At 61.8% G+C, this 20,997-nt stretch carries 18 protein-coding genes and 1 other RNA gene; 17 read left to right on the forward strand and 2 right to left on the reverse strand.

The window, feature by feature from the left end; genetic code table 11:
• Nucleotides 1-85 precede the first annotated feature (85 nt).
• Both BMW74_RS18615 and BMW74_RS18620 read right to left on the reverse strand, forming a co-directional pair.
• Entirely contained in the window at nt 86-448 is a 363-nt protein-coding gene (locus tag BMW74_RS18615) for a YraN family protein (protein WP_093424858.1), read from the reverse strand.
• Nucleotides 448-2,259, reverse strand: a complete 1,812-nt coding sequence (locus BMW74_RS18620; RefSeq protein WP_093424861.1) for a penicillin-binding protein activator — start codon at nt 2,257-2,259, stop codon at nt 448-450. The genes BMW74_RS18615 and BMW74_RS18620 overlap by 1 nt, the downstream gene beginning before the upstream one ends.
• A gap of 207 nt (nt 2,260-2,466) precedes the next feature.
• Between BMW74_RS18620 and rsmI the strand changes: the two genes are divergently transcribed.
• From rsmI to ftsZ, 17 genes are all read left to right on the forward strand, one after another.
• Complete coding sequence (gene rsmI, locus BMW74_RS18625; RefSeq protein WP_093424864.1) at nt 2,467-3,339, forward strand: 16S rRNA (cytidine(1402)-2'-O)-methyltransferase; 873 nt, start codon at nt 2,467-2,469, stop codon at nt 3,337-3,339.
• 75 nt (nt 3,340-3,414) lie between these two features.
• Nucleotides 3,415-3,768: RNase P RNA component class A (rnpB, locus tag BMW74_RS18630), an RNA gene on the forward strand.
• Between the two features lie 408 nt (nt 3,769-4,176).
• Nucleotides 4,177-4,632, forward strand: a complete 456-nt coding sequence (mraZ, locus tag BMW74_RS18635) for a division/cell wall cluster transcriptional repressor MraZ (RefSeq protein WP_019693566.1) — start codon at nt 4,177-4,179, stop codon at nt 4,630-4,632.
• Complete coding sequence (rsmH, locus tag BMW74_RS18640; protein ID WP_371911778.1) at nt 4,629-5,576, forward strand: 16S rRNA (cytosine(1402)-N(4))-methyltransferase RsmH; 948 nt, start codon at nt 4,629-4,631, stop codon at nt 5,574-5,576. The genes mraZ and rsmH overlap by 4 nt, the downstream gene beginning before the upstream one ends.
• Nucleotides 5,573-5,866: a cell division protein FtsL gene (ftsL, locus tag BMW74_RS18645; protein ID WP_093424867.1), complete on the forward strand. Its 294-nt coding sequence runs from the start codon at nt 5,573-5,575 to the stop codon at nt 5,864-5,866. The genes rsmH and ftsL overlap by 4 nt, the downstream gene beginning before the upstream one ends.
• The gene (locus tag BMW74_RS18650; protein WP_093424870.1) at nt 5,863-7,605 is read left to right on the forward strand and encodes a peptidoglycan D,D-transpeptidase FtsI family protein; all 1,743 of its coding nucleotides are present in this window, start codon (nt 5,863-5,865) and stop codon (nt 7,603-7,605) included. Before ftsL ends, BMW74_RS18650 begins: the two co-directional genes overlap by 4 nt.
• The gene (locus BMW74_RS18655) at nt 7,605-9,068 is read left to right on the forward strand and encodes a UDP-N-acetylmuramoyl-L-alanyl-D-glutamate--2,6-diaminopimelate ligase (protein WP_093424873.1); all 1,464 of its coding nucleotides are present in this window, start codon (nt 7,605-7,607) and stop codon (nt 9,066-9,068) included. The genes BMW74_RS18650 and BMW74_RS18655 overlap by 1 nt, the downstream gene beginning before the upstream one ends.
• Entirely contained in the window at nt 9,061-10,428 is a 1,368-nt protein-coding gene (murF, locus tag BMW74_RS18660; protein ID WP_093424876.1) for a UDP-N-acetylmuramoyl-tripeptide--D-alanyl-D-alanine ligase, read from the forward strand. The genes BMW74_RS18655 and murF overlap by 8 nt, the downstream gene beginning before the upstream one ends.
• Nucleotides 10,428-11,510, forward strand: a complete 1,083-nt coding sequence (gene mraY / locus BMW74_RS18665) for a phospho-N-acetylmuramoyl-pentapeptide-transferase (protein ID WP_093424879.1) — start codon at nt 10,428-10,430, stop codon at nt 11,508-11,510. The genes murF and mraY overlap by 1 nt, the downstream gene beginning before the upstream one ends.
• Before the next feature lie 5 nt (nt 11,511-11,515).
• Nucleotides 11,516-12,862, forward strand: coding sequence for a UDP-N-acetylmuramoyl-L-alanine--D-glutamate ligase (murD, locus tag BMW74_RS18670; protein WP_093424882.1), 1,347 nt, complete (start codon nt 11,516-11,518; stop codon nt 12,860-12,862).
• Entirely contained in the window at nt 12,859-14,076 is a 1,218-nt protein-coding gene (gene ftsW / locus BMW74_RS18675; protein ID WP_093424886.1) for a putative lipid II flippase FtsW, read from the forward strand. Before murD ends, ftsW begins: the two co-directional genes overlap by 4 nt.
• Nucleotides 14,066-15,136: an undecaprenyldiphospho-muramoylpentapeptide beta-N-acetylglucosaminyltransferase gene (gene murG, locus BMW74_RS18680; protein ID WP_093424889.1), complete on the forward strand. Its 1,071-nt coding sequence runs from the start codon at nt 14,066-14,068 to the stop codon at nt 15,134-15,136. Before ftsW ends, murG begins: the two co-directional genes overlap by 11 nt.
• Nucleotides 15,129-16,589: a UDP-N-acetylmuramate--L-alanine ligase gene (gene murC / locus BMW74_RS18685; RefSeq protein WP_093424892.1), complete on the forward strand. Its 1,461-nt coding sequence runs from the start codon at nt 15,129-15,131 to the stop codon at nt 16,587-16,589. Before murG ends, murC begins: the two co-directional genes overlap by 8 nt.
• Nucleotides 16,586-17,542 (forward strand): D-alanine--D-alanine ligase, encoded by a 957-nt coding sequence (locus BMW74_RS18690; protein ID WP_093424895.1) that lies wholly within the window; start codon nt 16,586-16,588, stop codon nt 17,540-17,542. The genes murC and BMW74_RS18690 overlap by 4 nt, the downstream gene beginning before the upstream one ends.
• A 4-nt stretch (nt 17,543-17,546) precedes the next feature.
• Entirely contained in the window at nt 17,547-18,413 is an 867-nt protein-coding gene (locus BMW74_RS18695) for a cell division protein FtsQ/DivIB (RefSeq protein WP_093424898.1), read from the forward strand.
• A gap of 14 nt (nt 18,414-18,427) precedes the next feature.
• Entirely contained in the window at nt 18,428-19,690 is a 1,263-nt protein-coding gene (gene ftsA / locus BMW74_RS18700) for a cell division protein FtsA (RefSeq protein WP_093424901.1), read from the forward strand.
• Nucleotides 19,691-19,762: 72 nt separating this feature from the next.
• A complete protein-coding gene (gene ftsZ, locus BMW74_RS18705) occupies nt 19,763-20,950 on the forward strand; it encodes a cell division protein FtsZ (RefSeq protein ID WP_093424905.1) in 1,188 nt (395 codons plus the stop codon).
• The last annotated feature ends 47 nt before the right edge of the window (nt 20,951-20,997 follow it).

Here is a 20,997-nt window from a genome sequence, read left to right on the forward strand (position 1 = left end):
TGGCGCGGCTTGGTGGCACAGCGATGTGCGGCCCGCAAAGCAAAGAGCAAAAGTGTGGGTGAATAATGGCTGAGATTGAAAGCGCTCAGCTATCAAAGGCGTTCCGTAGCCAGTTCAGATCATTTGCGGTGCTATCCATGGCGACCACATCAAAACGGCAGGGAGAGTCAGCCCAGCGCGACTCGCTTTGCAGGAAGTACTGCGCGGCGAGTATCAGTTTTTGACGCTTGCGTGCGTCGATGCTGTCGAGCGCACCACCCCATTGGGTGTTTTTTCTGTAGCGGACTTCGACGAATACTACTGTATCGCCGTCAAGCATGACCAGATCAAGCTCGCCGCGCTTACACAACCAGTTCTGCGCCAGCAGGCGCAGACCCTGTTGCTGGAGATGCTTGAGCGCCAGGCCTTCGGCATCCCGGCCGCTTTGCTGGCGTGACCTGTCGGGCATTAATGAGCGGTATCCGGCAGGCGTTGAACCTGGCCGTTTACGAACTGTGCCCAAGGCAGTTGGCGTTGAATGCGTTGCGAAGGGCTCATGCTCAGGCTGCCCGACTGACCTTCGATGGTGCTGTCGGGCAGTGCCTTGAGTTGGCTCAGGCGCGGTGCCAGGCGATAGGCGTCGACACCCATGGCATACAGGCGGCCCAGTGCACCGTTGGCTTGTGGCCATTGCGCGGAAACCTGTTGGCGCAGCGGATCGCTTGGGTTGAGCAGCCATGGGGTATCGCAGAAGCGAATACCGTTCATGTCGTTGTACTGGTTCTGGTCACCGCTGGCGCTGAAGACGTGGGAGGTGGCGTAGACCGGAACATCGCCTGCGTATTGGAAATTTAGCGTTGGCTTGATCTGCTGGGCCTGTTGCGGAGTCGAGGCGAGGAATATGAACTCGATGTCCTGGCGGCGCGAAGGCTGGGCGGCTACTTGCGACCCCACGGTGCTTTGCAGGCTCTTGGCGCGGCTTTCGCTCTGGCGTAGCTGGAACAGATCAGCGATCTGTTGGGCCAGTTGCACGGGTTGGTCGACACGTTCGACACCCACGATGCTGCCGCCATTGGCCTGCCAGTCCTGGCTGAAGGCCTTGAGGACGCGATCGCCCCATTCACCCTTGGGAACCAGTACCGCGGCACGATGCAGGCCGTCTGCGCGTGCGCGACGGGAGACTTCGCGGGCCTCGTCTTCAGCGGCCAGGCCAAACTGGAACAACTGCGGCGGGCCTTGTTCGCCCTCGCTGTAATTCAGTGCCAGGGTGGTGATCGGCAGTTGCGCGCGCGCGCTCAGTTGCTTGACCAGTGGTTTTTCCAGGGGGCCAACCACCAGTTGCACGCCGTCGGCTTGTGCCTTGCGATAGAACTCGTCAATCGAGGTCAGGCGCGAGCTGTCATAAAACTCGATGGCAGGTGGCTGCTGCCCGGCTTGCTGGGCCTGGTAGTGAGCGGCGATGAAACCCTCGCGCAGGGCCTTGGCAACAGTCGCAAGAGGGCCTTCTTGTGGCAGTAGAAGGGCAATCTTGCTGATGGGTTGGTTGGCCATCTGCTTGAGTTGGGTCAGTGGCAAAGGCAGTTGAATCGCTGCCGGGTGTTTCGGATTCTGTGCGCGCCAGTTATCGATGGCGGCTTGCTGCTGTTCCAGCGTGCCGGCTGTTTTCACCGCCAGGGCCAGGCTCATCCAGCCATTGAGGTCGTCAGTGCCGGTTGGTTGAAGCTGATCGGTCGGCAGGGACGCGATGAGCGCCCAGATGGTCTCGTGGTTCTTGCTGGCGCCTTCGCCCTTCAGCATCGGGGCAATGTTGATGCGTTCGCGGGCAGCGGCCAGGGTCTGGCCATCCGCTTCCAGCGCGCGAGCCCGCACCAGGCCGGTGCGTACTTGCTGCTCGACGGGCATGTCATCCAGGCGTTGCAGGCTTGGATGGCTCAGAGCGGTCAGCGCGGCCTTGGGTTGGTTGCGCGTCATTGCCAGCTCGGCAGCCAGGGTGCTGGCGAAAATCTGCTGGCCTGGCTTCAACTGTTCCATGGGCACTTGCTGCAGGATTTGCGCGGATTGGGCGGCATTGCCTTGGTGGTAGGCCAGATCGGCCGCACTCAGGCGCAATAGGGCCGCCTTTTCCGGCGTTTTGCTGGTGGCGGCTTGTTCGAGCAGTTGCTCGATACTGGCATCAGCCGTCCGTGGCAAGTCGCCAAGGCTGGACGAGGGCGAGCTGGCGCAAGCCGCCAATAAGGCAGCGAGGCAGAGGGCAGTGAGCAGCCGCAGGCAAGCGATCATGTAAGTGTTCCTGATACTCGATCAAATTAGCGTGGAATTGTACCCAAGCACTGGCCGGGGCGCGATGTTACTGGCGTGAAACGTTCAATTTAGGTCATCTAACGGGTGAGTAGCCTGGAAAAAGACCATGCCGCTGTGGTTGTGGCGAGCATTTGAAGGGCTCGAAAGCGCTACAATGCCGGCTTTATCGACCGTGAGGTGTGTGCTTTGACTGCTCCAGGTGCTTTGAATTCCGCTGCTGGCTCGCTATATGTGGTGGCGACGCCCATCGGCAACCTGGATGACATCAGTGCTCGTGCGCTGAAGATCTTGCGCGAGGTTGCGCTGATTGCTGCCGAAGATACGCGTCACTCCCTGCGCTTGCTGCAACACTTCGGGATCGGGACGCCGCTGGCGGCCTGTCATGAGCATAACGAACGTGAAGAAGGTAGCCGCTTCATTACGCGCCTGCTGGCGGGTGACAACGTTGCGCTGATTTCGGATGCGGGCACGCCACTGATCTCCGATCCGGGTTATCACCTGGTGCGACAGGCTCGGGCGGCAGGTATCAATGTCGTACCGGTTCCGGGGGCCTGTGCGCTGATTGCGGCGTTATCGGCGGCGGGATTGCCGTCCGATCGCTTCATTTTTGAAGGCTTTCTGCCGGCCAAGGCTGTTGGGCGAAGGGCGCGCCTGGAGTCCATCAAGGAAGAGCCGCGCACCCTGATCTTCTATGAAGCGCCGCATCGGATCCTCGAGTGCCTGCAAGACATGGAGTTGGTCTTCGGGCCCGAGCGTCCGGCGTTGCTGGCGCGAGAACTGACCAAAACCTTTGAAACCCTCAAGGGCCTGCCATTGGCTGAGTTGCGCTCGTTCGTTGAGAACGATAGCAATCAACAGCGTGGCGAGTGCGTGGTGTTGGTGGCCGGCTGGACCGTGCCCGAGACTGACGAGGCCGTCAGCAGTGAAGCGATGCGTATCCTCAATCTGCTGCTCGAAGAGATGCCACTCAAGCGTGCAGCTGCGTTGGCAGCGCAAATTACCGGTGAGCGCAAGAATGTGCTCTATCAGGTGGCACTGGAAAAGCAGAAGGGCGAGTAACAACGGGGGTTGCAGAGCGGTAAAAGGCTTTTATTGCTTGTTCTTCGGGCGCGGTGCCGTTAACCTTCGCGGCGGAGAGTCGATTGGACAGTCGCTGCCCTCTATGAAAATTAGGGGGGGGAGGAAAGTCCGGGCTCCATAGGGCGAAGTGCCAGGTAATGCCTGGGAGGCGTGAGCCTACGGAAAGTGCCACAGAAAATAACCGCCTAAGCACTTCGGTGCCGGTAAGGGTGAAAAGGTGCGGTAAGAGCGCACCGCACGACTGGCAACAGTTCGTGGCTAGGTAAACCCCACTTGGAGCAAGACCAAATAGGGTCCCAAGGCGTGGCCCGCGCTGGGACCGGGTAGGTTGCTAAAGGTGTCCAGTGATGGCCATCGTAGACGAATGACTGTTCAAGACAGAACCCGGCTTACAGATCGACTCTCCACCTTTTTTTGCGCTTTGCTTGAATCATCGAGCAAGGCCTAGGCAATAAATATCCATGACCCACCTGGGTGGGTCGTCGATGAGATACCGCGGACAGTGACCCCGTTCCCTTCCTGCTTGAATCACTAGCAGATGCGCTTTTGTAATATCAAAAAAATCTTACTCTTAACAAACTACTTTAACTTTCGAACGTAGCCTTCGGTGCTGCTTCAAGTTATCCGCTTTTTTTCTCCGTCAAATACTCAAAACCCCTTCTGTTACGACGCTAAATCTCCGATCTGTAAGGCTTTTCCTTCAAAGAGCGCCTTGACGGTGTGGTGGGCGCATTCCTATAGTGTGCGCAAGTGGCGGAAAGTGGCATGAAGTGGGTTTTTTGAGCGTAAAACGCTAGAATTTGGAGAAACGCAAACGTGTTTCGCGGAGCTAACGCTATCAGTCTCGATGCAAAAGGCCGTCTCGCCATGCCGAGCCGGTATCGTGACGAGCTCGTTTCGCGAAGTTCCGGACAGTTAATTGTCACGATTGATGCCGTTGATCCTTGTTTGTGTGTTTACCCCCTCGATGAGTGGGAGCTGATTGAAACCAAACTGCGCGCACTGCCTTCGCTTCGCGAAGAGAACCGTCGCCTGCAACGGTTGCTGATTGGTAATGCCGTCGACCTCGAACTCGATGGCAGTGGTCGTTTCCTGGTTCCGCCACGTCTGCGCGAATATGCCAAGTTGGATAAGCGCGCAATGTTGGTAGGCCAACTGAACAAGTTCCAATTGTGGGACGAGGATGCCTGGGATGCAGTGTCTGCTGCTGACCTGGCTGCTATTCAACAACCGGGCGCTATGCCTGATGAACTGCGTGATTTGATTCTGTGACTATTGATAGCGGCTTTAACCACATCACCGTATTGCTTGACGAAGCCGTCGAGGCTCTCGCCGTACGCCCTGATGGTTGCTATCTGGATGGCACATTCGGGCGCGGCGGTCATAGTCGCCTGATTCTCAGCCAGCTCGGTCCCGAGGGTCGGTTGCTGGGGTTCGACAAGGACCCACAAGCGATTGCCACCGGGCAAACGCTAGCGGCCGAAGACGGCCGCTTTGTCGTTGTGCAGCGTAGTTTTGCGGAGCTGGGCTCTGAAGTGGCCGAGCGCGGACTGGCTGGCAAGGTCAGCGGTGTCCTTCTCGATCTGGGCGTGTCGTCGCCACAGCTCGACGACCCGGAGCGTGGCTTCAGCTTCCTCAACGATGGCCCGCTGGACATGCGCATGGATCCCTCCCGTGGGATCAGCGCTGCGGAGTTCGTCAACACCGCGCCCGTCGAAGAAATTGCCCGGGTGTTCAAGGAATACGGCGAAGAGCGCTTCTCCGGACGCATGGCCCGTGCCGTGGCCGAGCGCCGTGACATCAAGCCGTTCGAGCGCACCGGCGACCTGGCCGAAGTCCTGAAAGTCGCCAACCCTGCCTGGGAGAAGGGCAAGAACCCGGCTACCCGTGCATTCCAGGGTTTGCGCATCCACGTCAATAACGAACTGGGCGACCTGGAAACCGGCCTCGAAGCCGCGCTGCAAAGCCTGGAAATCGGCGGCCGCCTGGTCGTCATCAGCTTCCACTCCCTGGAAGACCGCATCGTCAAGCTGTTCATGCGCAAGCTGGTGAAAGGCGAGGCCGACAACCTGCCACGCAACCTGCCAGTACGTCACGTCGCCTTCGAACCGAAAATCAAAGTCCATGGCAAAGCGCAGTCCGCCTCCGAGGCCGAACTCAAAGCCAACCCACGTTCCCGTAGCGCCATCATGCGTGTCGCGGAGAAGCTTCGGTGAGCAAGCTTTTCGCCAAGCCACTTCCAGGCGGAAGCTTTTTCATGCTGCTGCTGTTTATTGCCGTGCTGGTTTCGGCGATTGCCGTGTCTTACAGCGCCCACTGGAACCGTCAGTTGCTCAACGCGCTGTACGGCGAGTTGAGCGTGCGTGACAAGGCGCAGGCCGAGTGGGGCCGGTTGATTCTCGAGCAGAGCACCTGGACGGCCCACAGTCGTATCGAAGTGCTGGCCACCGAGCAATTGAAGATGCGTATCCCGAGCGCCGCCGAAGTGCGGATGGTTGCGCCATGATCAAACTCGAAGGCGCACTCTACCCGTGGCGTTTTCGCGTGGTGCTGGCATTGCTGGCGCTGCTGGCAGGCGCTATCGCTTGCCAAATCATTTACCTGCAAGTGCTCAATCGTGACTTCCTCAAGGGCCAGGGCGATGCGCGCAGTCTCAGGCACATCCCGATCCCCGCTCACCGTGGTTTGATCACCGACCGCAATGGCGAACCCCTGGCCGTGAGTACCCCGGTCACTACCTTGTGGGCCAACGCCAAGGAGATGCAGGCAGCCAAAGGCATGTGGCCGGCGCTCGCGGCAGCCCTGGGGCAGGACCCCAAGGCATTGACCGAACGCCTGGAAGCCCAGGCCAATAAAGAATTCATCTACCTGGTGCGTGGGCTGACCCCCGAGCAGGGCCAGACGGTGCTCGACCTGAAAGTGCCTGGGGTCTATGGCATCGAGGAGTTCCGGCGGTTCTACCCGGCTGGCGAAGTCACCGCGCACATGGTCGGCTTTACCGACATCGACGACCACGGCCGTGAAGGCGTGGAGTTGGCCTATGACGAGTGGCTCGCCGGGGTGCCCGGCAAGCGCCAGGTGATCAAGGATCGGCGCGGTCGGTTGATCAAAGACGTGCAAGTGACCAAAAACGCCAAGGCTGGCAAGCCCTTGGCGTTGTCGATTGACCTGCGCCTGCAGTACCTGGCCAACCGCGAGTTGCGCAACGCGATCATCGAGAACGGCGCCAAGGCTGGCAGCCTGGTGATCATGGACGTCAAGACCGGCGAGATCCTGGCCATGGTCAACCAGCCGACCTACAACCCCAACAACCGTCGCAACCTGCAGCCGGCGATGATGCGTAACCGCGCCATGATCGATGTGTTCGAGCCAGGTTCGACGATGAAAGCGATCTCCATGAGCGCTGCGCTGGAAAGCGGGCGTTGGAAACCGAGCGATACGGTCGAGGTTTACCCGGGCACCCTGCAGTTGGGCAAGTACACCATTCGCGACGTGTCCAAGACCGAAGGTCCCGTTCTGGACCTGACCGGGATCTTGATCAACTCCAGTAACGTGGGCATGAGCAAGGTCGCTTTCGACATTGGCGGCGAAACCATCTTCCGCCTGGCGCAGAAGGTCGGCCTGGGCCAGGACACCGGTCTGGGCTTCCCCGGCGAGCGCGTTGGCAACCTGCCCAACTACCGTGAGTGGCGCAAGGCCGAGACCGCCACGCTGTCTTATGGCTACGGTCTTTCGGTGACCGCGATTCAACTGGTCCACGCGTTCTCCGCGCTGGCCAACAACGGTCGCCTTGCGCCGTTGACCCTGATCAAGACCGACAAGCTCCCGCAGACCACCCAGGTGATTCCGGAGTCCGTCGCGAAAACCATGCAGGGCATGTTGCAACAAGTGATCGAGGCCCCGCGTGGCGTATTCCGTGCGCAAGTGCCGGCCTATCACGTTGCCGGCAAATCCGGTACCGCGCGTAAGACGTCGGTGGGCACCAAAGGCTACGCCGAGAACTCCTACCGCTCACTGTTTGCCGGTTTCGGTCCGATGAACGATCCACGTTACGCGATCGTCGTGGTGATCGATGAACCGACCAAGGCCGGCTATTTCGGTGGTCTGGTGTCGGCGCCGGTGTTCAGCAAAGTGATGTCGGGCACCCTGCGCCTGATGAACATCACCCCGGACAACCTGCCGCAGACCCAGCAAGCCAATGCGACACCGGTGATCCCGCTTAAAGCCAATGGAGGGCGCGGCTGATGTCTCTTAGCCTGAACAAGATTTTCGCCCATGCCGGCCGTGACCTGCTGATTCGCGAGTTGACCCTGGACAGCCGCAGCGTGCGCGCTGGCGACTTGTTCCTCGCCGTCCCGGGCGGCAAGCTCGACGGTCGCTCGCACATCGCCGACGCCCTGCAGCGCGGCGCGGCGGCCGTCGCTTATGAAGTCGATGGTGCCACCGTATTGCCGATCACCGACGTGCCGTTGATTCCGGTCAAAGGCCTCGCTGCACAACTGTCGGATATCGCCGGGCGGTTTTATGGCGACCCTAGCCGCAACCTGAATCTGATCGGCGTGACCGGCACCAACGGCAAGACCAGCGTGACTCAGTTGGTGGCCCAGGCGCTGGACCTGCTGGGACAACGCTGCGGCATCGTCGGTACCCTCGGCACCGGGTTCTACGGTGCGCTGGAAAGCGGCCTGCACACCACGCCTAACCCGATTGCCGTACAGGCCACCCTGGCCGACCTGAAAAAGGCCGGCGCCAAGGCCGTGGCCATGGAAGTCTCGTCCCACGGGCTGGACCAAGGGCGCGTCACGGCGCTGGCCTTTGATGTGGCGGTGATGACCAACCTGTCCCGCGATCACCTGGACTATCACGGCAGCATGCAAGCCTACGGCGAGGCCAAGGCCAAGCTGTTCGCCTGGAATGACCTGAAGTGCCGCGTGATCAACCTCGATGACGAATTTGGCCGGCAGTTGGCCGCCGACAAACGTGAGTCCCGGCTGATCACCTATAGCCTGGCAGACGCCAGTGCCTACCTGTATTGCCGTGAAGCGCAGTTTGACGACGATGGCGTTCGCGCGACCCTGGTGACGCCGCAGGGCGAACACCATTTGCGCAGCACCCTGCTGGGGCGCTTCAACCTGAGCAACGTCCTGGCTGCCGTTGGCGCCTTGTTGGGTCTGGACTACGCCCTGGACGAGATCCTGAGCGTACTGCCGAAACTCGAAGGTCCGGTCGGTCGTATGCAGCGCCTGGGTGGCGGCACGCAGCCGCTGGTGGTGGTCGATTACGCCCATACCCCGGACGCGCTGGAAAAAGTCCTGACGGCCCTGCGTCCTCACGCCAAGGGGCAGTTGCTGTGCCTGTTTGGTTGCGGTGGCGATCGTGATCGCGGCAAGCGTCCGCTGATGGCCGAAGTGGTCGAGCGCCTGGCTGACCGCGTGTTGGTCACCGATGACAACCCGCGCAGCGAAGACCCTGCACAGATTTTCGACGATATCCGCGCCGGCTTCAGCGCTGTGGATAACGTGCGCTTCGTCGCCGGCCGTGGCCAGGCGATTGCCGAGTTGATTGCCAGTGCCAGCGCCGACGATGTGATCGTCCTGGCCGGCAAGGGGCACGAGGACTACCAGGAAATCAACGGCGAGCGCCACGGGTTTTCCGATCTGGTCGAAGCCGATCGGGCCTTGACCGCGTGGGAGGTGGCCCATGCTTAAGGCCTTGAAACTCAGCGAAGTGGCCGGACCCTTGGCGGGTCGCCTATTGAGCAGCGATTGCAGCTTTGATGGCGTGAGCATCGACAGCCGGGCCATTGTCCCGAGGCAACTGTTCGTCGCCCTGGCGGGTCCCAATTTCGACGGTCATGACTACCTCAACGACGTTGCCGGCAAAGGTGCCGTTGCCGCGTTGGTCGAGCGTGAAGTGAGTAACACCACCCTGGCGCAGTTGCTGGTCAAGGACACTCGCCTGGCCCTGGGCCAGCTCGGCGCGCTGAACCGCGCGGCGTACACCAACCCGGTGGCGGCGATTACCGGCTCCAGCGGCAAGACCACGGTCAAGGAAATGCTGGCCAGCATCCTGCGTACCCGTGGCTCGGTGTTGGCGACCCGCGGCAACCTCAATAACGACCTCGGCGTGCCGTTGACCCTGCTTGAACTGACGGCCGAGCACACGGCAGCGGTCATCGAGTTGGGGGCTTCGCGGATCGGCGAGATAGCCTACACCGTCAACATGACCAAGCCGCACGTGGCCGTGATCAACAACGCCGGGACCGCCCACGTCGGCGAGTTTGGCGGGCCGGACAAAATCGTTGAAGCCAAGGGCGAGATTCTCGAAGGGCTGGATGCCGATGGCATCGCCGTGCTGAACCTTGACGACAAGGCGTTCGCCATTTGGCAGGCGCGTGCCGCCGGTCGCCAGGTGCTGACGTTCGCCCTGGCCGACCAGCGTGCCGATTTCCATGCCAGCGACCTGGGCCGAGATGCTCGGGGCTGCCCGTCCTTCAACCTGCATAGCCCGCAAGGTGTCGAGCACGTTCAACTGAACCTGCTGGGCAACCACAACGTGGCCAATGCCCTGGCCGCCGCGGCTGCCGCTCACGCCCTGGGCGTGTCGTTGTTCGGTATCGCCACAGGCTTGAATGCGGTGCAACCGGTCAAGGGACGTGCGGTGGCACAGCTGTCGACCCGCGGCATGCGCGTTATCGATGACACTTACAACGCGAACCCCACCTCTATGTGCGCCGCCGTTGATATACTCGCCGGCTTTTCCGGCCGCACCGTCCTGGTGCTCGGAGATATCGGCGAGTTGGGCGAGTGGGCGGAGCAGGGGCACCGCGACGTTGGCGCTTATGCCCGCGGCAAGGTTGATGCTCTGTACGCCGTCGGCCCGATGATGGCGCATGCGGTCATGGCGTTCGGCGAGCACGCTCGCCACTTCGCCAATCAGGCCGACTTGATTGCAGCACTGGGCGCCGAACACGATACAAACACCACTATTTTGATCAAGGGCTCGCGCAGCGCTGCGATGGAAAACGTCGTCGCGGCTTTGTGCGGTTCGAGCGGGGAGAAACATTAATGCTGCTGCTGCTAGCGGAGTATCTGCAACAGTTCCACAAGGGCTTCGCGGTCTTCCAGTACCTGACGTTGCGCGGGATCCTGGGCGTACTGACCGCCCTGGTGCTGTCGTTGTGCTTCGGCCCCTGGATGATCCGGACCCTGCAGAACCGTCAGATCGGCCAGTCCGTGCGTAACGACGGTCCGCAATCGCACCTGTCCAAGTCGGGTACCCCGACCATGGGCGGCGCGTTGATCCTGTCCGCCATCGGCGTCAGCACCTTGCTGTGGGCCGACCTGCACAACCGGTATGTCTGGGTGGTGCTGCTGGTCACCCTGTTGTTCGGCGCCATCGGCTGGGTCGACGACTACCGCAAGGTGATCGAGAAGAACTCCCGTGGGTTGCCAAGTCGCTGGAAGTACTTCTGGCAGTCGGTGTTCGGCCTGGGCGCGGCGATCTTCCTTTATATGACCGCCCCGACGGCGGTGGAAACCACGCTGATCCTGCCGATGCTCAAGGACTACAGCATTCCCCTGGGCGCAGGCTTCATTGTCCTGACTTACTTCGTGATCGTCGGCTCCAGCAACGCGGTCAACCTGACCGACGGCCTCGACGGCCTGGCGATCATGCCCACCGTAATGGTTGGCGGCGCGCTGGGGATCTTCTGCTACCTGTCGGGTAACGTGAAGTTCGCCGAATACCTGCTGATCCCCTATGTGCCGGGCGCGGGCGAGTTGATCGTGTTCTGCGGCGCGCTGATCGGCGCAGGCCTGGGGTTCCTCTGGTTCAACACCTATCCGGCCCAAGTGTTCATGGGTGATGTCGGCGCCCTGGCGCTGGGCGCGGCCCTGGGCACCATTGCGGTGATCGTCCGTCAGGAAATCGTCCTGTTCATCATGGGCGGCGTGTTCGTGATGGAAACCCTGTCGGTGGTGATCCAGGTGGCTTCCTTCAAGTTGACCGGCCGCCGCGTGTTTCGCATGGCGCCGATCCACCACCACTTTGAACTCAAGGGCTGGCCTGAGCCACGCGTGATCGTCCGTTTCTGGATCATCACCGTGATTCTCGTGTTGGTCGGCCTTGCCACCCTGAAGCTGAGGTAGAACGAGTGTCTCTGATCGCTTCTGACCACTTCCGCATCGTTGTCGGCCTCGGCAAGAGCGGCATGTCCCTGGTTCGCTTCCTGGCGAGCCGGGGCACGTCGTTTGCCGTGGCCGACACGCGGGAAAATCCACCGGAACTGGTCACGCTGCGCCGTGACTATCCGCACGTGGAAGTGCGTTGTGGCGAACTGGACGTCGAATTCCTCTGCCGTGCCGACGAGCTCTACGTGAGCCCCGGCCTGGCGCTGGCGACTCCGGCCCTGCAAGCGGCCGCTGCCCGTGGCGTGAAGTTGTCCGGCGACATTGAACTGTTCGCCCGCAATGCCAAGGCGCCGATCGTCGCCATCAGCGGCTCCAACGCCAAGAGCACCGTGACCACCCTGGTGGGCGACATGGCGGCTGCGGCCGGCAAGCGCGTCGCCGTGGGCGGCAACCTCGGGACGCCGGCGCTGGATCTGCTCAGCGATGACGTCGAGCTGTACGTGATGGAGTTGTCGAGCTTCCAGTTGGAGACCACCGATCAACTGGGCGCTGAAGTGGCCACCGTGCTCAACGTCAGCGAAGACCATATGGATCGCTACAGCGGCCTGCCGGCCTATCACCTGGCCAAGCACCGGATTTTCCGCGGGGCCCGGCAAGTGGTGGTCAATCGCCAGGACGCGTTGAGTCGTCCGCTGATGAGCGAAGGCCTGCCGTGCTGGACGTTCGGCCTGGGCAAACCTGATTTCAAGGCATTTGGCATTCGTGAAGAAGAGGGCGAGAAGTACCTGGCCTTCGAGTTCCAGAACCTGATGCCGGTGCGCGAGTTGAAGATTCGTGGCGCCCACAACCAGGCCAATGCGCTGGCGGCCCTGGCCCTGGGGCACGCCGTTGGCCTGCCGTTCGATGCCATGCTCGCCACCCTGCGCACGTTCGCCGGGCTTGAGCATCGCTGCCAGTGGGTCCGTGACCTGGATGGCGTGAGTTACTACAACGACTCCAAGGCGACCAACGTGGGGGCCGCACTGGCCGCCATCGAAGGCCTGGGCGCCGACATCGAAGGCAAGCTGGTGCTGATCGCCGGTGGCGATGGCAAGGGCGCCGAGTTCAAGGACCTGCGCGACCCGGTGGCGGTCAACTGCCGCGCCGTGGTGCTGATGGGCCGCGACAGCGACCTGATCGGCCAGGCCATCGGTGATGGGGTACCGCTGGTGCGCGTCAATTCGCTGATTGAAGCCGTCGAACAATGCCGTGCCCTCGCGCAAGCGGGCGATGCCGTGCTGCTGTCGCCGGCCTGTGCCAGTTTCGACATGTTCAAGAACTACGAAGAGCGCGGCCAGCTGTTCGCCCGCGCCGTGGAGGACTTGGCATGAACTGGAAGAATTTCATCAAGCCCTATCCTTCGCCGCTGATCACCGGGCGTGGGATCGACCTAGACTTCCCGATGTTGGCCGGTTGCCTGGCATTGCTGGGCCTGGGCCTGGTGATGATTACCTCGGCGTCCTCCGAAGTGGCGGCCGTGCAGGCAGGTAACACCCTGTACATGATGAACCGCCACCTGGTTTATGTGGTGCTGGGGCTGTGTGCCTGCGTTGTCACCATGATGATCCCGATTGCCACGTGGCAACGCCTGGGCTGGATGATGCTGATCGGTGCATTCGGTTTGCTGGTGATGGTGATCATTCCGGGGATCGGCCGAGAGGTAAACGGCTCGATGCGCTGGATCGGCTTCAGCTTCTTCAACGTCCAGCCCTCGGAAATCGCCAAGGTGTTCGTGGTGATCTACCTCGCCGGCTACCTGGTGCGGCGCCAGAAAGAAGTTCGCGAGAGCTGGATGGGCTTCTTCAAGCCATTCATCGTGCTGCTGCCCATGGCCGGCCTGTTGCTGATGGAGCCGGACTTCGGTGCCACCGTGGTGATGATGGGGGCGGCCGCGGCGATGCTGTTCCTCGGCGGCGTCGGGCTGTTCCGGTTTGCCTTGATGGTGGTGCTGGCGGTGGGGGCCGTGGTGGTACTGGTCCAGGTCCAGCCTTATCGGATGGCTCGCCTGACTACCTTCACTGACCCGTGGGCCGACCAGTTCGGCTCCGGTTACCAACTGACCCAAGCGCTGATTGCCTTCGGGCGTGGCGAGTGGCTGGGTGTTGGCCTGGGTAACAGCGTGCAGAAGCAGTTCTACTTGCCCGAAGCCCACACCGACTTCGTGTTCTCGGTGTTGGCCGAGGAGCTGGGTGTCGTCGGTTCCCTGGCGACCGTCGCGCTGTTTTGCTTCGTGTGTATCCGCGGCATGTACATCGGCCTGTGGGCGGAAAAGGCCAAGCAGTTCTTCGCCGCCTATGTGGCCTACGGCTTGTCGTTCCTTTGGATTGGTCAGTTCCTGATCAACATCGGGGTGAACGTCGGGCTGTTGCCGACCAAGGGCCTGACCCTGCCGTTCCTCAGTTACGGCGGCAGCTCCCTGGTGATCTGCTGTGCCTGCCTGGGATTGTTGCTGCGCATCGAATGGGAGACACGAACCCACCTGGGCAGCGAAGAGATGGAATTCAAGGAAAGTGACTTTGCCGAGGAGCCGACCCATGGGCGCTAACGTGCTGATCATGGCGGGCGGCACCGGCGGCCACGTGTTCCCGGCGCTGGCCTGTGCCCGCGAGTTCCAGGCCCGTGGCTACACCGTGCACTGGCTCGGCACACCACGTGGGATCGAGAACGAACTGGTGCCCAATGCCGGCCTGCCGCTGCACCTGATCAACGTCAGTGGCTTGCGGGGCAAAGGCAAGCTGGCGCTGCTCAAGGCGCCGTTTGTCCTGCTCAAGGCGATCTGGCAGGCGCGGGCGGTGATTCGCCAGCTCAAGCCGGTGTGTGTCCTGGGCTTTGGCGGATATGTCACCGGACCTGGTGGCGTAGCAGCCAAGATGGCCGGCGTGCCGGTGATCGTTCATGAACAAAACGCCGTTGCCGGTACCGCCAATCGGCTGCTGGTGCCGTTGGCTGCGCGAGTCTGCGAAGCTTTCCCGGACACCTTCGCTGCCAGCGGCCGTCGCCGCACCACCGGGAACCCGGTGCGCAGTGAGTTGTTCCTCGAAACACCGCGTCCGGCATTGGCCGGGCGCAAGGCGCGTTTGCTGATCCTGGGTGGAAGCCTGGGGGCAGAACCGTTGAATAAATTGCTGCCTGAAGCCCTGTCGCAGGTTCCCGAACACCTGCGCCCAGAGGTGTTGCACCAGGCTGGCAAGCACCACGATGAAGTGACCGCCGAGCGTTACCGCACGGCCGGTGTCGAGGCACAGGTACAGCCTTTCATCAAAGACATGGCCCACGCCTATGGCTGGGCCGACCTGGTGGTCTGCCGCGCAGGCGCGCTGACTGTCAGTGAGCTGGCTGCTGCCGGTCTGCCCTCGATGCTGGTGCCTTTGCCCCACGCCATCGACGATCACCAGACCCGCAATGCCGATTATTTGGCCCGTGAAGGCGCTGCCTTCCTGATGCCACAAAGAACGACTGGCGCCGCGGATCTTGCCGCACGCCTGACAGAGGTCTTGATGCAACCACAACGACTCAACGACATGGCCGACGCCGCCCGTCGCCTGGCCAAACCCGACGCTACCCGTAGCGTGGTCGATATCTGCCTGGAGGTGGCCCATGGTTGAGAATCAGAAAGCCATGCCGCAACCGGAAATGCGCCGCATCCGTCGCATCCACTTCGTCGGGATCGGCGGCGTGGGCATGTGCGGGATCGCCGAAGTGCTGCTGAACCTGGGCTATGAAGTGTCCGGTTCCGACCTCAAGGCGTCGCCGGTCACCGAGCGCCTGGAATCCTTTGGCGCCCATATCTTCATCGGCCACCGTGCCGAGAACGCCGCGAGCGCCGATGTGCTGGTGGTGTCCAGCGCCGTGAACACCTCCAACCCGGAAGTCGCCACTGCCCTGGAACGTCGTATCCCAGTGGTCCCGCGCGCCGAGATGCTCGCCGAGTTGATGCGCTACCGTCACGGCATCGCCGTCGCGGGTACGCACGGCAAGACCACCACCACCAGCCTGATCGCCTCGGTGTTCGCCGCCGGTGGCCTGGACCCTACCTTCGTGATTGGTGGCCGGCTGAATGCAGCAGGCACCAATGCACAACTGGGTACCAGCCGCTACCTGATCGCCGAAGCCGATGAAAGCGACGCCAGCTTCCTGCACCTGCAACCGCTGGTCGCCGTGGTCACCAACATCGACGCCGACCACATGGCCACCTACGACGGCGACTTCAACAAATTGAAGAAAACCTTCGTCGAGTTCCTGCACAACCTGCCGTTCTATGGTCTGGCGGTGATGTGCCTGGACGATCCGGTGGTGCGCGAGATCCTGCCGCAGGTCAAGCGTCCGACCGTGACCTATGGCTTCAGCGAAGACGCCGATGTGCGGGCGATCAATGTACGCCAGCAGGGCATGCAAACCTTCTTCACCGTGCTGCGTCCAGACCGCGAGCCGCTGGATGTCTCGGTGAACATGCCGGGCAACCACAATGTGCTCAATTCCCTGGCGACCATCTGCATCGCCAGCGACGAAGGCGTCAGTGACGAAGCCATCGTCCAGGGCCTGTCGGGCTTCCAGGGTGTGGGTCGACGCTTCCAGGTCTACGGCGAGTTGCCGGTCGAAGACGGCCACGTGATGTTGGTGGACGACTACGGCCACCATCCGACCGAAGTCGCTGCCGTGATCAAGGCCGTACGCGGTGGCTGGCCGGAGCGTCGCCTGGTGATGGTCTACCAGCCGCACCGCTACAGCCGGACCCGCGACCTGTACGACGATTTCGTCAATGTATTGGCCGATGCCAACGTGCTGCTGCTGATGGAAGTCTATCCGGCCGGCGAAGAGCCGATCCCCGGTGCCGACAGCCGCAAGCTGTGCAACAGCATCCGCCAGCGCGGGCAACTGGACCCGATCTACATCGAGCGTGGCGTCGACCTGGCGCCGCTGGTCAAGCCGCTGCTGCGTGCCGGTGACATCTTGTTGTGCCAGGGCGCCGGCGATATCGGCGGTCTCGCACCGAAACTGTTGAAGAGTCCGTTGTTCGCGGGCGCCGTTGTAGCGTCCAGCGAGGGGAAGTTGAAATGACTGCTGCCTACGCCAACCTGTTCTCCACCCTCGCCCCGAAGGACTTCGGTCGTGTTGCCGTGCTGTTCGGTGGCAAGAGTGCCGAGCGCGAAGTGTCGCTCAAGTCCGGCAACGCGGTGCTTGAAGCCCTGCAGGGCGCGGGTGTGGATGCGTTCGGTATCGATGTTGGCGACGACTTGCTGCAACGCCTGCTGAACGAAAAGATCGACCGTGCGTTCATCATTCTTCACGGCCGTGGCGGCGAAGACGGCAGCATGCAGGGCCTGCTGGAGTGCCTGGGCATTCCGTACACCGGCAGCGGCATCCTGGCTTCGGCCCTGGCGATGGACAAACTGCGCACCAAGCAGTTGTGGCACACGCTGGGGATTCCGACGCCACGTCACGCGGTGTTGAGCAGCGAAGCGGACTGTATTTCGGCGGCAGCGGAACTGGGCTTCCCTTTGATCGTCAAACCGGCGCATGAAGGTTCCAGTATCGGCATGGCCAAAGTGACGTCGACAGCCGAGCTGACCGAAGCCTGGAAAGCAGCCGCTGTCTACGATTCGCAAGTGTTGGTCGAACAATGGATTCAAGGCCCGGAGTTCACCATCGCCACCCTGCGTGACCAGGTGTTGCCGCCGATTGCATTGGGCACGCCCCACACGTTCTACGACTACGACGCCAAGTACCTGGCATCCGATACCCAGTACCGGATTCCCTGTGGCCTGGACAGCGCCAAGGAGCAGGAATTGATGGACCTCACGGCAAAGGCCTGTGAGGCGCTGGGTATCGCCGGTTGGGGCCGTGCAGATGTCATGCAGGACGCCGATGGGCAGTTCTGGTTCCTGGAGGTCAACACGGCACCGGGCATGACCGATCACAGCCTGGTGCCGATGGCGGCGAAAGCCGCGGGCCTGGATTTCCAACAGTTGGTGTTGGCGATCCTGGCGGCCAGCATTGAGTTGCGAGGTTAAAGCCATGCAAGGCGCCCAGCTCCGTCATCAGCCCCCCGCACCCGGCCGCAAGCCGGTGCCGCGGGGTGCCAGCCGAATGGTGGCTAAAGAGCCGATGTCGGTGCGCCTGCCCAAAGCCAACTTCGGCTTTCTCAAGGCGCTGTTCTGGCCGGTGCTGCTGGTGGCGTTGGGGTTCGGTACGTATGAAGGCGCGCAGCGTTTGCTGCCTTACGCCGACCGGCCGATCGCCAAGATCAACGTGCAGGGCGACTTGAGCTACATCAGCCAGCAAGCGGTGCAGCAGCGGATCGCGCCCTTCGTGGCCGCGAGCTTCTTCACCATCGACCTGGCGAGCATGCGGGCGGAGCTGGAGACCATGCCCTGGATCGCCCACGCCGAAGTGCGTCGCGTGTGGCCGGACCAGGTGGTGATCCGCCTCGAAGAACAACTGCCGGTGGCCCGTTGGGGCGACGAGGCATTGCTGAACAATCAAGGCCAGGCGTTTACCCCGCGTGAGCTGGCCAACTACGAACATTTGCCACAGTTGTTCGGTCCACAGCGGGCCCAGCAGCAAGTGATGCAGCAGTATCAGGTGTTGAGCCAGATGCTTCGGCCAATGGGTTTTTCGATTGCCCGGCTGGAACTGCGTGAACGCGGCAGTTGGTTCCTGACCACCGGTGCGGGCAGTGCGGGGCCGGGGATCGAGTTGTTGTTGGGCCGCGGCAACCTGGTGGAAAAGATGCGACGCTTCTTTGCCATCTATGACAAGACGCTTAAAGACCAGATTACGAACATTGCGCGCATCGACCTGCGTTATGCCAACGGCCTGGCCGTCGGCTGGCGGGAACCTGTAGCGCCCACGACAGACAAACCCGCTGTCGCGAAGAATTGAGAAGAGGCAGGACCATGGCAAACGTGCAAAGCGGCAAAATGATCGTCGGTCTGGATATCGGCACCTCCAAGGTGGTGGCGCTGGTAGGCGAGGTCGCGGCCGATGGTCAATTGGAAATCGTCGGGATCGGTACCCATCCGTCCCGCGGCTTGAAGAAAGGCGTGGTGGTGAACATCGAGTCCACCGTGCAATCGATCCAGCGCGCCATCGAAGAAGCGCAACTGATGGCCGGTTGCCGGATTCACTCGGCATTCGTGGGCGTGGCGGGCAATCACATCCGCAGCCTGAACTCCCACGGCATCGTGGCGATTCGCGACCGCGAAGTCAGCTCGGCTGACCTGGAACGGGTCTTGGACGCGGCCCAGGCCGTGGCGATCCCGGCCGACCAGCGAGTGCTGCACACGCTGCCGCAGGACTACGTGATCGACAATCAGGAAGGCGTTCGCGAGCCACTGGGTATGTCCGGCGTACGCCTGGAAGCCAAGGTCCACGTGGTCACCTGTGCGGTGAACGCGGCACAGAACATTGAAAAATGCGTGCGTCGCTGTGGCCTGGAAATCGACGACATCATCCTTGAGCAACTGGCGTCGGCGTACGCGGTGCTGACCGATGACGAGAAAGAGCTGGGCGTGTGCCTGGTGGACATCGGGGGTGGCACCACTGACATCGCGATCTTCACCGAAGGCGCGATTCGCCACACCGCCGTGATCCCGATTGCCGGCGACCAGGTGACCAACGACATCGCCATGGCGTTGCGCACCCCGACCCAGTACGCCGAAGAGATCAAGATCCGTTACGCCTGCGCCCTGGCCAAGCTGGCCGGTGCCGGCGAAACCATCAAGGTGCCGAGCGTTGGTGACCGTCCACCGCGTGAACTGTCCCGCCAGGCCCTGGCCGAGGTGGTCGAGCCACGCTACGACGAATTGTTCACCCTGATCCAGGCCGAGCTGCGTCGCAGTGGCTACGAAGACCTGATCCCGGCCGGCATCGTGCTGACCGGTGGTACCTCGAAGATGGAAGGGGCTACCGAGCTGGCCGAAGAGATTTTCCACATGCCGGTCCGCCTGGGCGTGCCTCACAGCGTCAAGGGCCTGGGTGATGTGGTGCGCAACCCGATTTATTCCACCAGCGTTGGTTTGCTGATGTACGGCCTGCAAAAGCAGTCCGACGGCATTTCCTTCTCGGGGATCAGCAGCAGCCGCGATAGCTACAGCAATGAAGAGGCCAAGAGCCCGCTGATCGATCGCATCAAGAGCTGGGTGCAAGGCAATTTCTAACGATTTACCGCAACACCGTTGGACGCAGTAGGCAGTAGGCGAAAAAAACTAGAGAACGTAAGGAGAGGGAAAATGTTCGAACTCGTAGACAACATCCCCGCAAGCCCGGTCATTAAAGTTATCGGTGTTGGCGGAGGCGGCGGCAACGCTGTCAACCACATGGTCAAGAGCAACATTGAAGGCGTTGAATTCATCTGCGCCAACACTGATGCCCAGGCGCTCAAGAGCATCAGCGCGCGGACCATCCTGCAACTGGGCACCAGCGTGACCAAAGGCCTGGGTGCCGGCGCAAATCCTGAGGTAGGTCGTCAGGCCGCCCTGGAAGACCGCGAGCGCATTGCCGAAGTGCTGCAAGGCACCAACATGGTGTTCATCACCACGGGCATGGGCGGTGGTACCGGTACCGGTGCGGCACCGATCATTGCCGAAGTGGCCAAGGAAATGGGGATCCTGACCGTTGCGGTCGTGACCCGTCCGTTCCCGTTCGAAGGTCGCAAGCGCATGCAACTGGCCGACGAAGGCATCCGCCTGTTGTCCGAAAGCGTCGACTCGTTGATCACCATTCCCAATGAGAAGCTGCTGACCATCCTGGGCAAGGACGCCAGCCTGCTGTCGGCGTTTGCCAAGGCTGACGATGTACTGGCCGGTGCCGTTCGCGGTATCTCCGACATCATCAAGCGTCCGGGCATGATCAACGTCGACTTTGCCGACGTGCGTACCGTGATGAGCGAAATGGGCATGGCGATGATGGGCACTGGCTGCGCCAGCGGTCCGAACCGTGCACGCGAGGCCACCGAAGCGGCCATCCGCAATCCATTGCTCGAAGACGTGAACCTGCAAGGTGCACGCGGCATCCTGGTGAACATCACCGCCGGTCCTGACCTGTCCCTGGGTGAGTACTCCGACGTGGGTAGCATCATCGAAGCCTTCGCTTCCGAGCACGCGATGGTCAAGGTCGGCACTGTGATCGACCCGGACATGCGCGACGAGCTGCACGTGACCGTGGTTGCCACGGGCCTGGGCGCGAAGATCGAGAAGCCGGTGAAGGTTATCGACAACACCGTCCACACGACCCTGTCGACCGCACCCGCCCCGGCACCTCGCCAGGACCTGCCGTCGGTCAACTACCGTGACCTGGATCGTCCAACCGTCATGCGCAACCAGGCCCAGGCCGGTGTCGCGGCAGCGGCGAAGCTCAATCCGCAAGACGATCTGGACTACCTGGACATCCCGGCCTTCCTGCGTCGTCAGGCCGATTGATGGAATGTATCAGGGCTATGAAGGTGATTGGTGTTCAGCAAAGGTCT

Origin of the sequence: Pseudomonas sp. ok272 (assembly GCF_900109995.1) — a bacterium.
GTDB lineage: Bacteria > Pseudomonadota > Gammaproteobacteria > Pseudomonadales > Pseudomonadaceae > Aquipseudomonas.

Excerpts from the sequence above, each read along its gene's own strand:
- BMW74_RS18615 (WP_093424858.1), bottom strand. The coding sequence starts at position 448 with ATGCCCGACAGGTCACGCCAGCAAAGCGGCCGGGATGCCGAAGGCCTG.
- BMW74_RS18620 (WP_093424861.1), bottom strand. The coding sequence starts at position 2,259 with ATGATCGCTTGCCTGCGGCTGCTCACTGCCCTCTGCCTCGCTGCCTTA.
- BMW74_RS18650 (WP_093424870.1), top strand. The coding sequence starts at position 5,863 with ATGATCAAACTCGAAGGCGCACTCTACCCGTGGCGTTTTCGCGTGGTG.
- BMW74_RS18655 (WP_093424873.1), top strand. The coding sequence starts at position 7,605 with ATGTCTCTTAGCCTGAACAAGATTTTCGCCCATGCCGGCCGTGACCTG.
- murF (WP_093424876.1), top strand. The coding sequence starts at position 9,061 with ATGCTTAAGGCCTTGAAACTCAGCGAAGTGGCCGGACCCTTGGCGGGT.
- mraY (WP_093424879.1), top strand. The coding sequence starts at position 10,428 with ATGCTGCTGCTGCTAGCGGAGTATCTGCAACAGTTCCACAAGGGCTTC.
- ftsW (WP_093424886.1), top strand. The coding sequence starts at position 12,859 with ATGAACTGGAAGAATTTCATCAAGCCCTATCCTTCGCCGCTGATCACC.
- murG (WP_093424889.1), top strand. The coding sequence starts at position 14,066 with ATGGGCGCTAACGTGCTGATCATGGCGGGCGGCACCGGCGGCCACGTG.
- murC (WP_093424892.1), top strand. The coding sequence starts at position 15,129 with ATGGTTGAGAATCAGAAAGCCATGCCGCAACCGGAAATGCGCCGCATC.
- BMW74_RS18690 (WP_093424895.1), top strand. The coding sequence starts at position 16,586 with ATGACTGCTGCCTACGCCAACCTGTTCTCCACCCTCGCCCCGAAGGAC.
- BMW74_RS18695 (WP_093424898.1), top strand. The coding sequence starts at position 17,547 with ATGCAAGGCGCCCAGCTCCGTCATCAGCCCCCCGCACCCGGCCGCAAG.
- ftsA (WP_093424901.1), top strand. The coding sequence starts at position 18,428 with ATGGCAAACGTGCAAAGCGGCAAAATGATCGTCGGTCTGGATATCGGC.
- ftsZ (WP_093424905.1), top strand. The coding sequence starts at position 19,763 with ATGTTCGAACTCGTAGACAACATCCCCGCAAGCCCGGTCATTAAAGTT.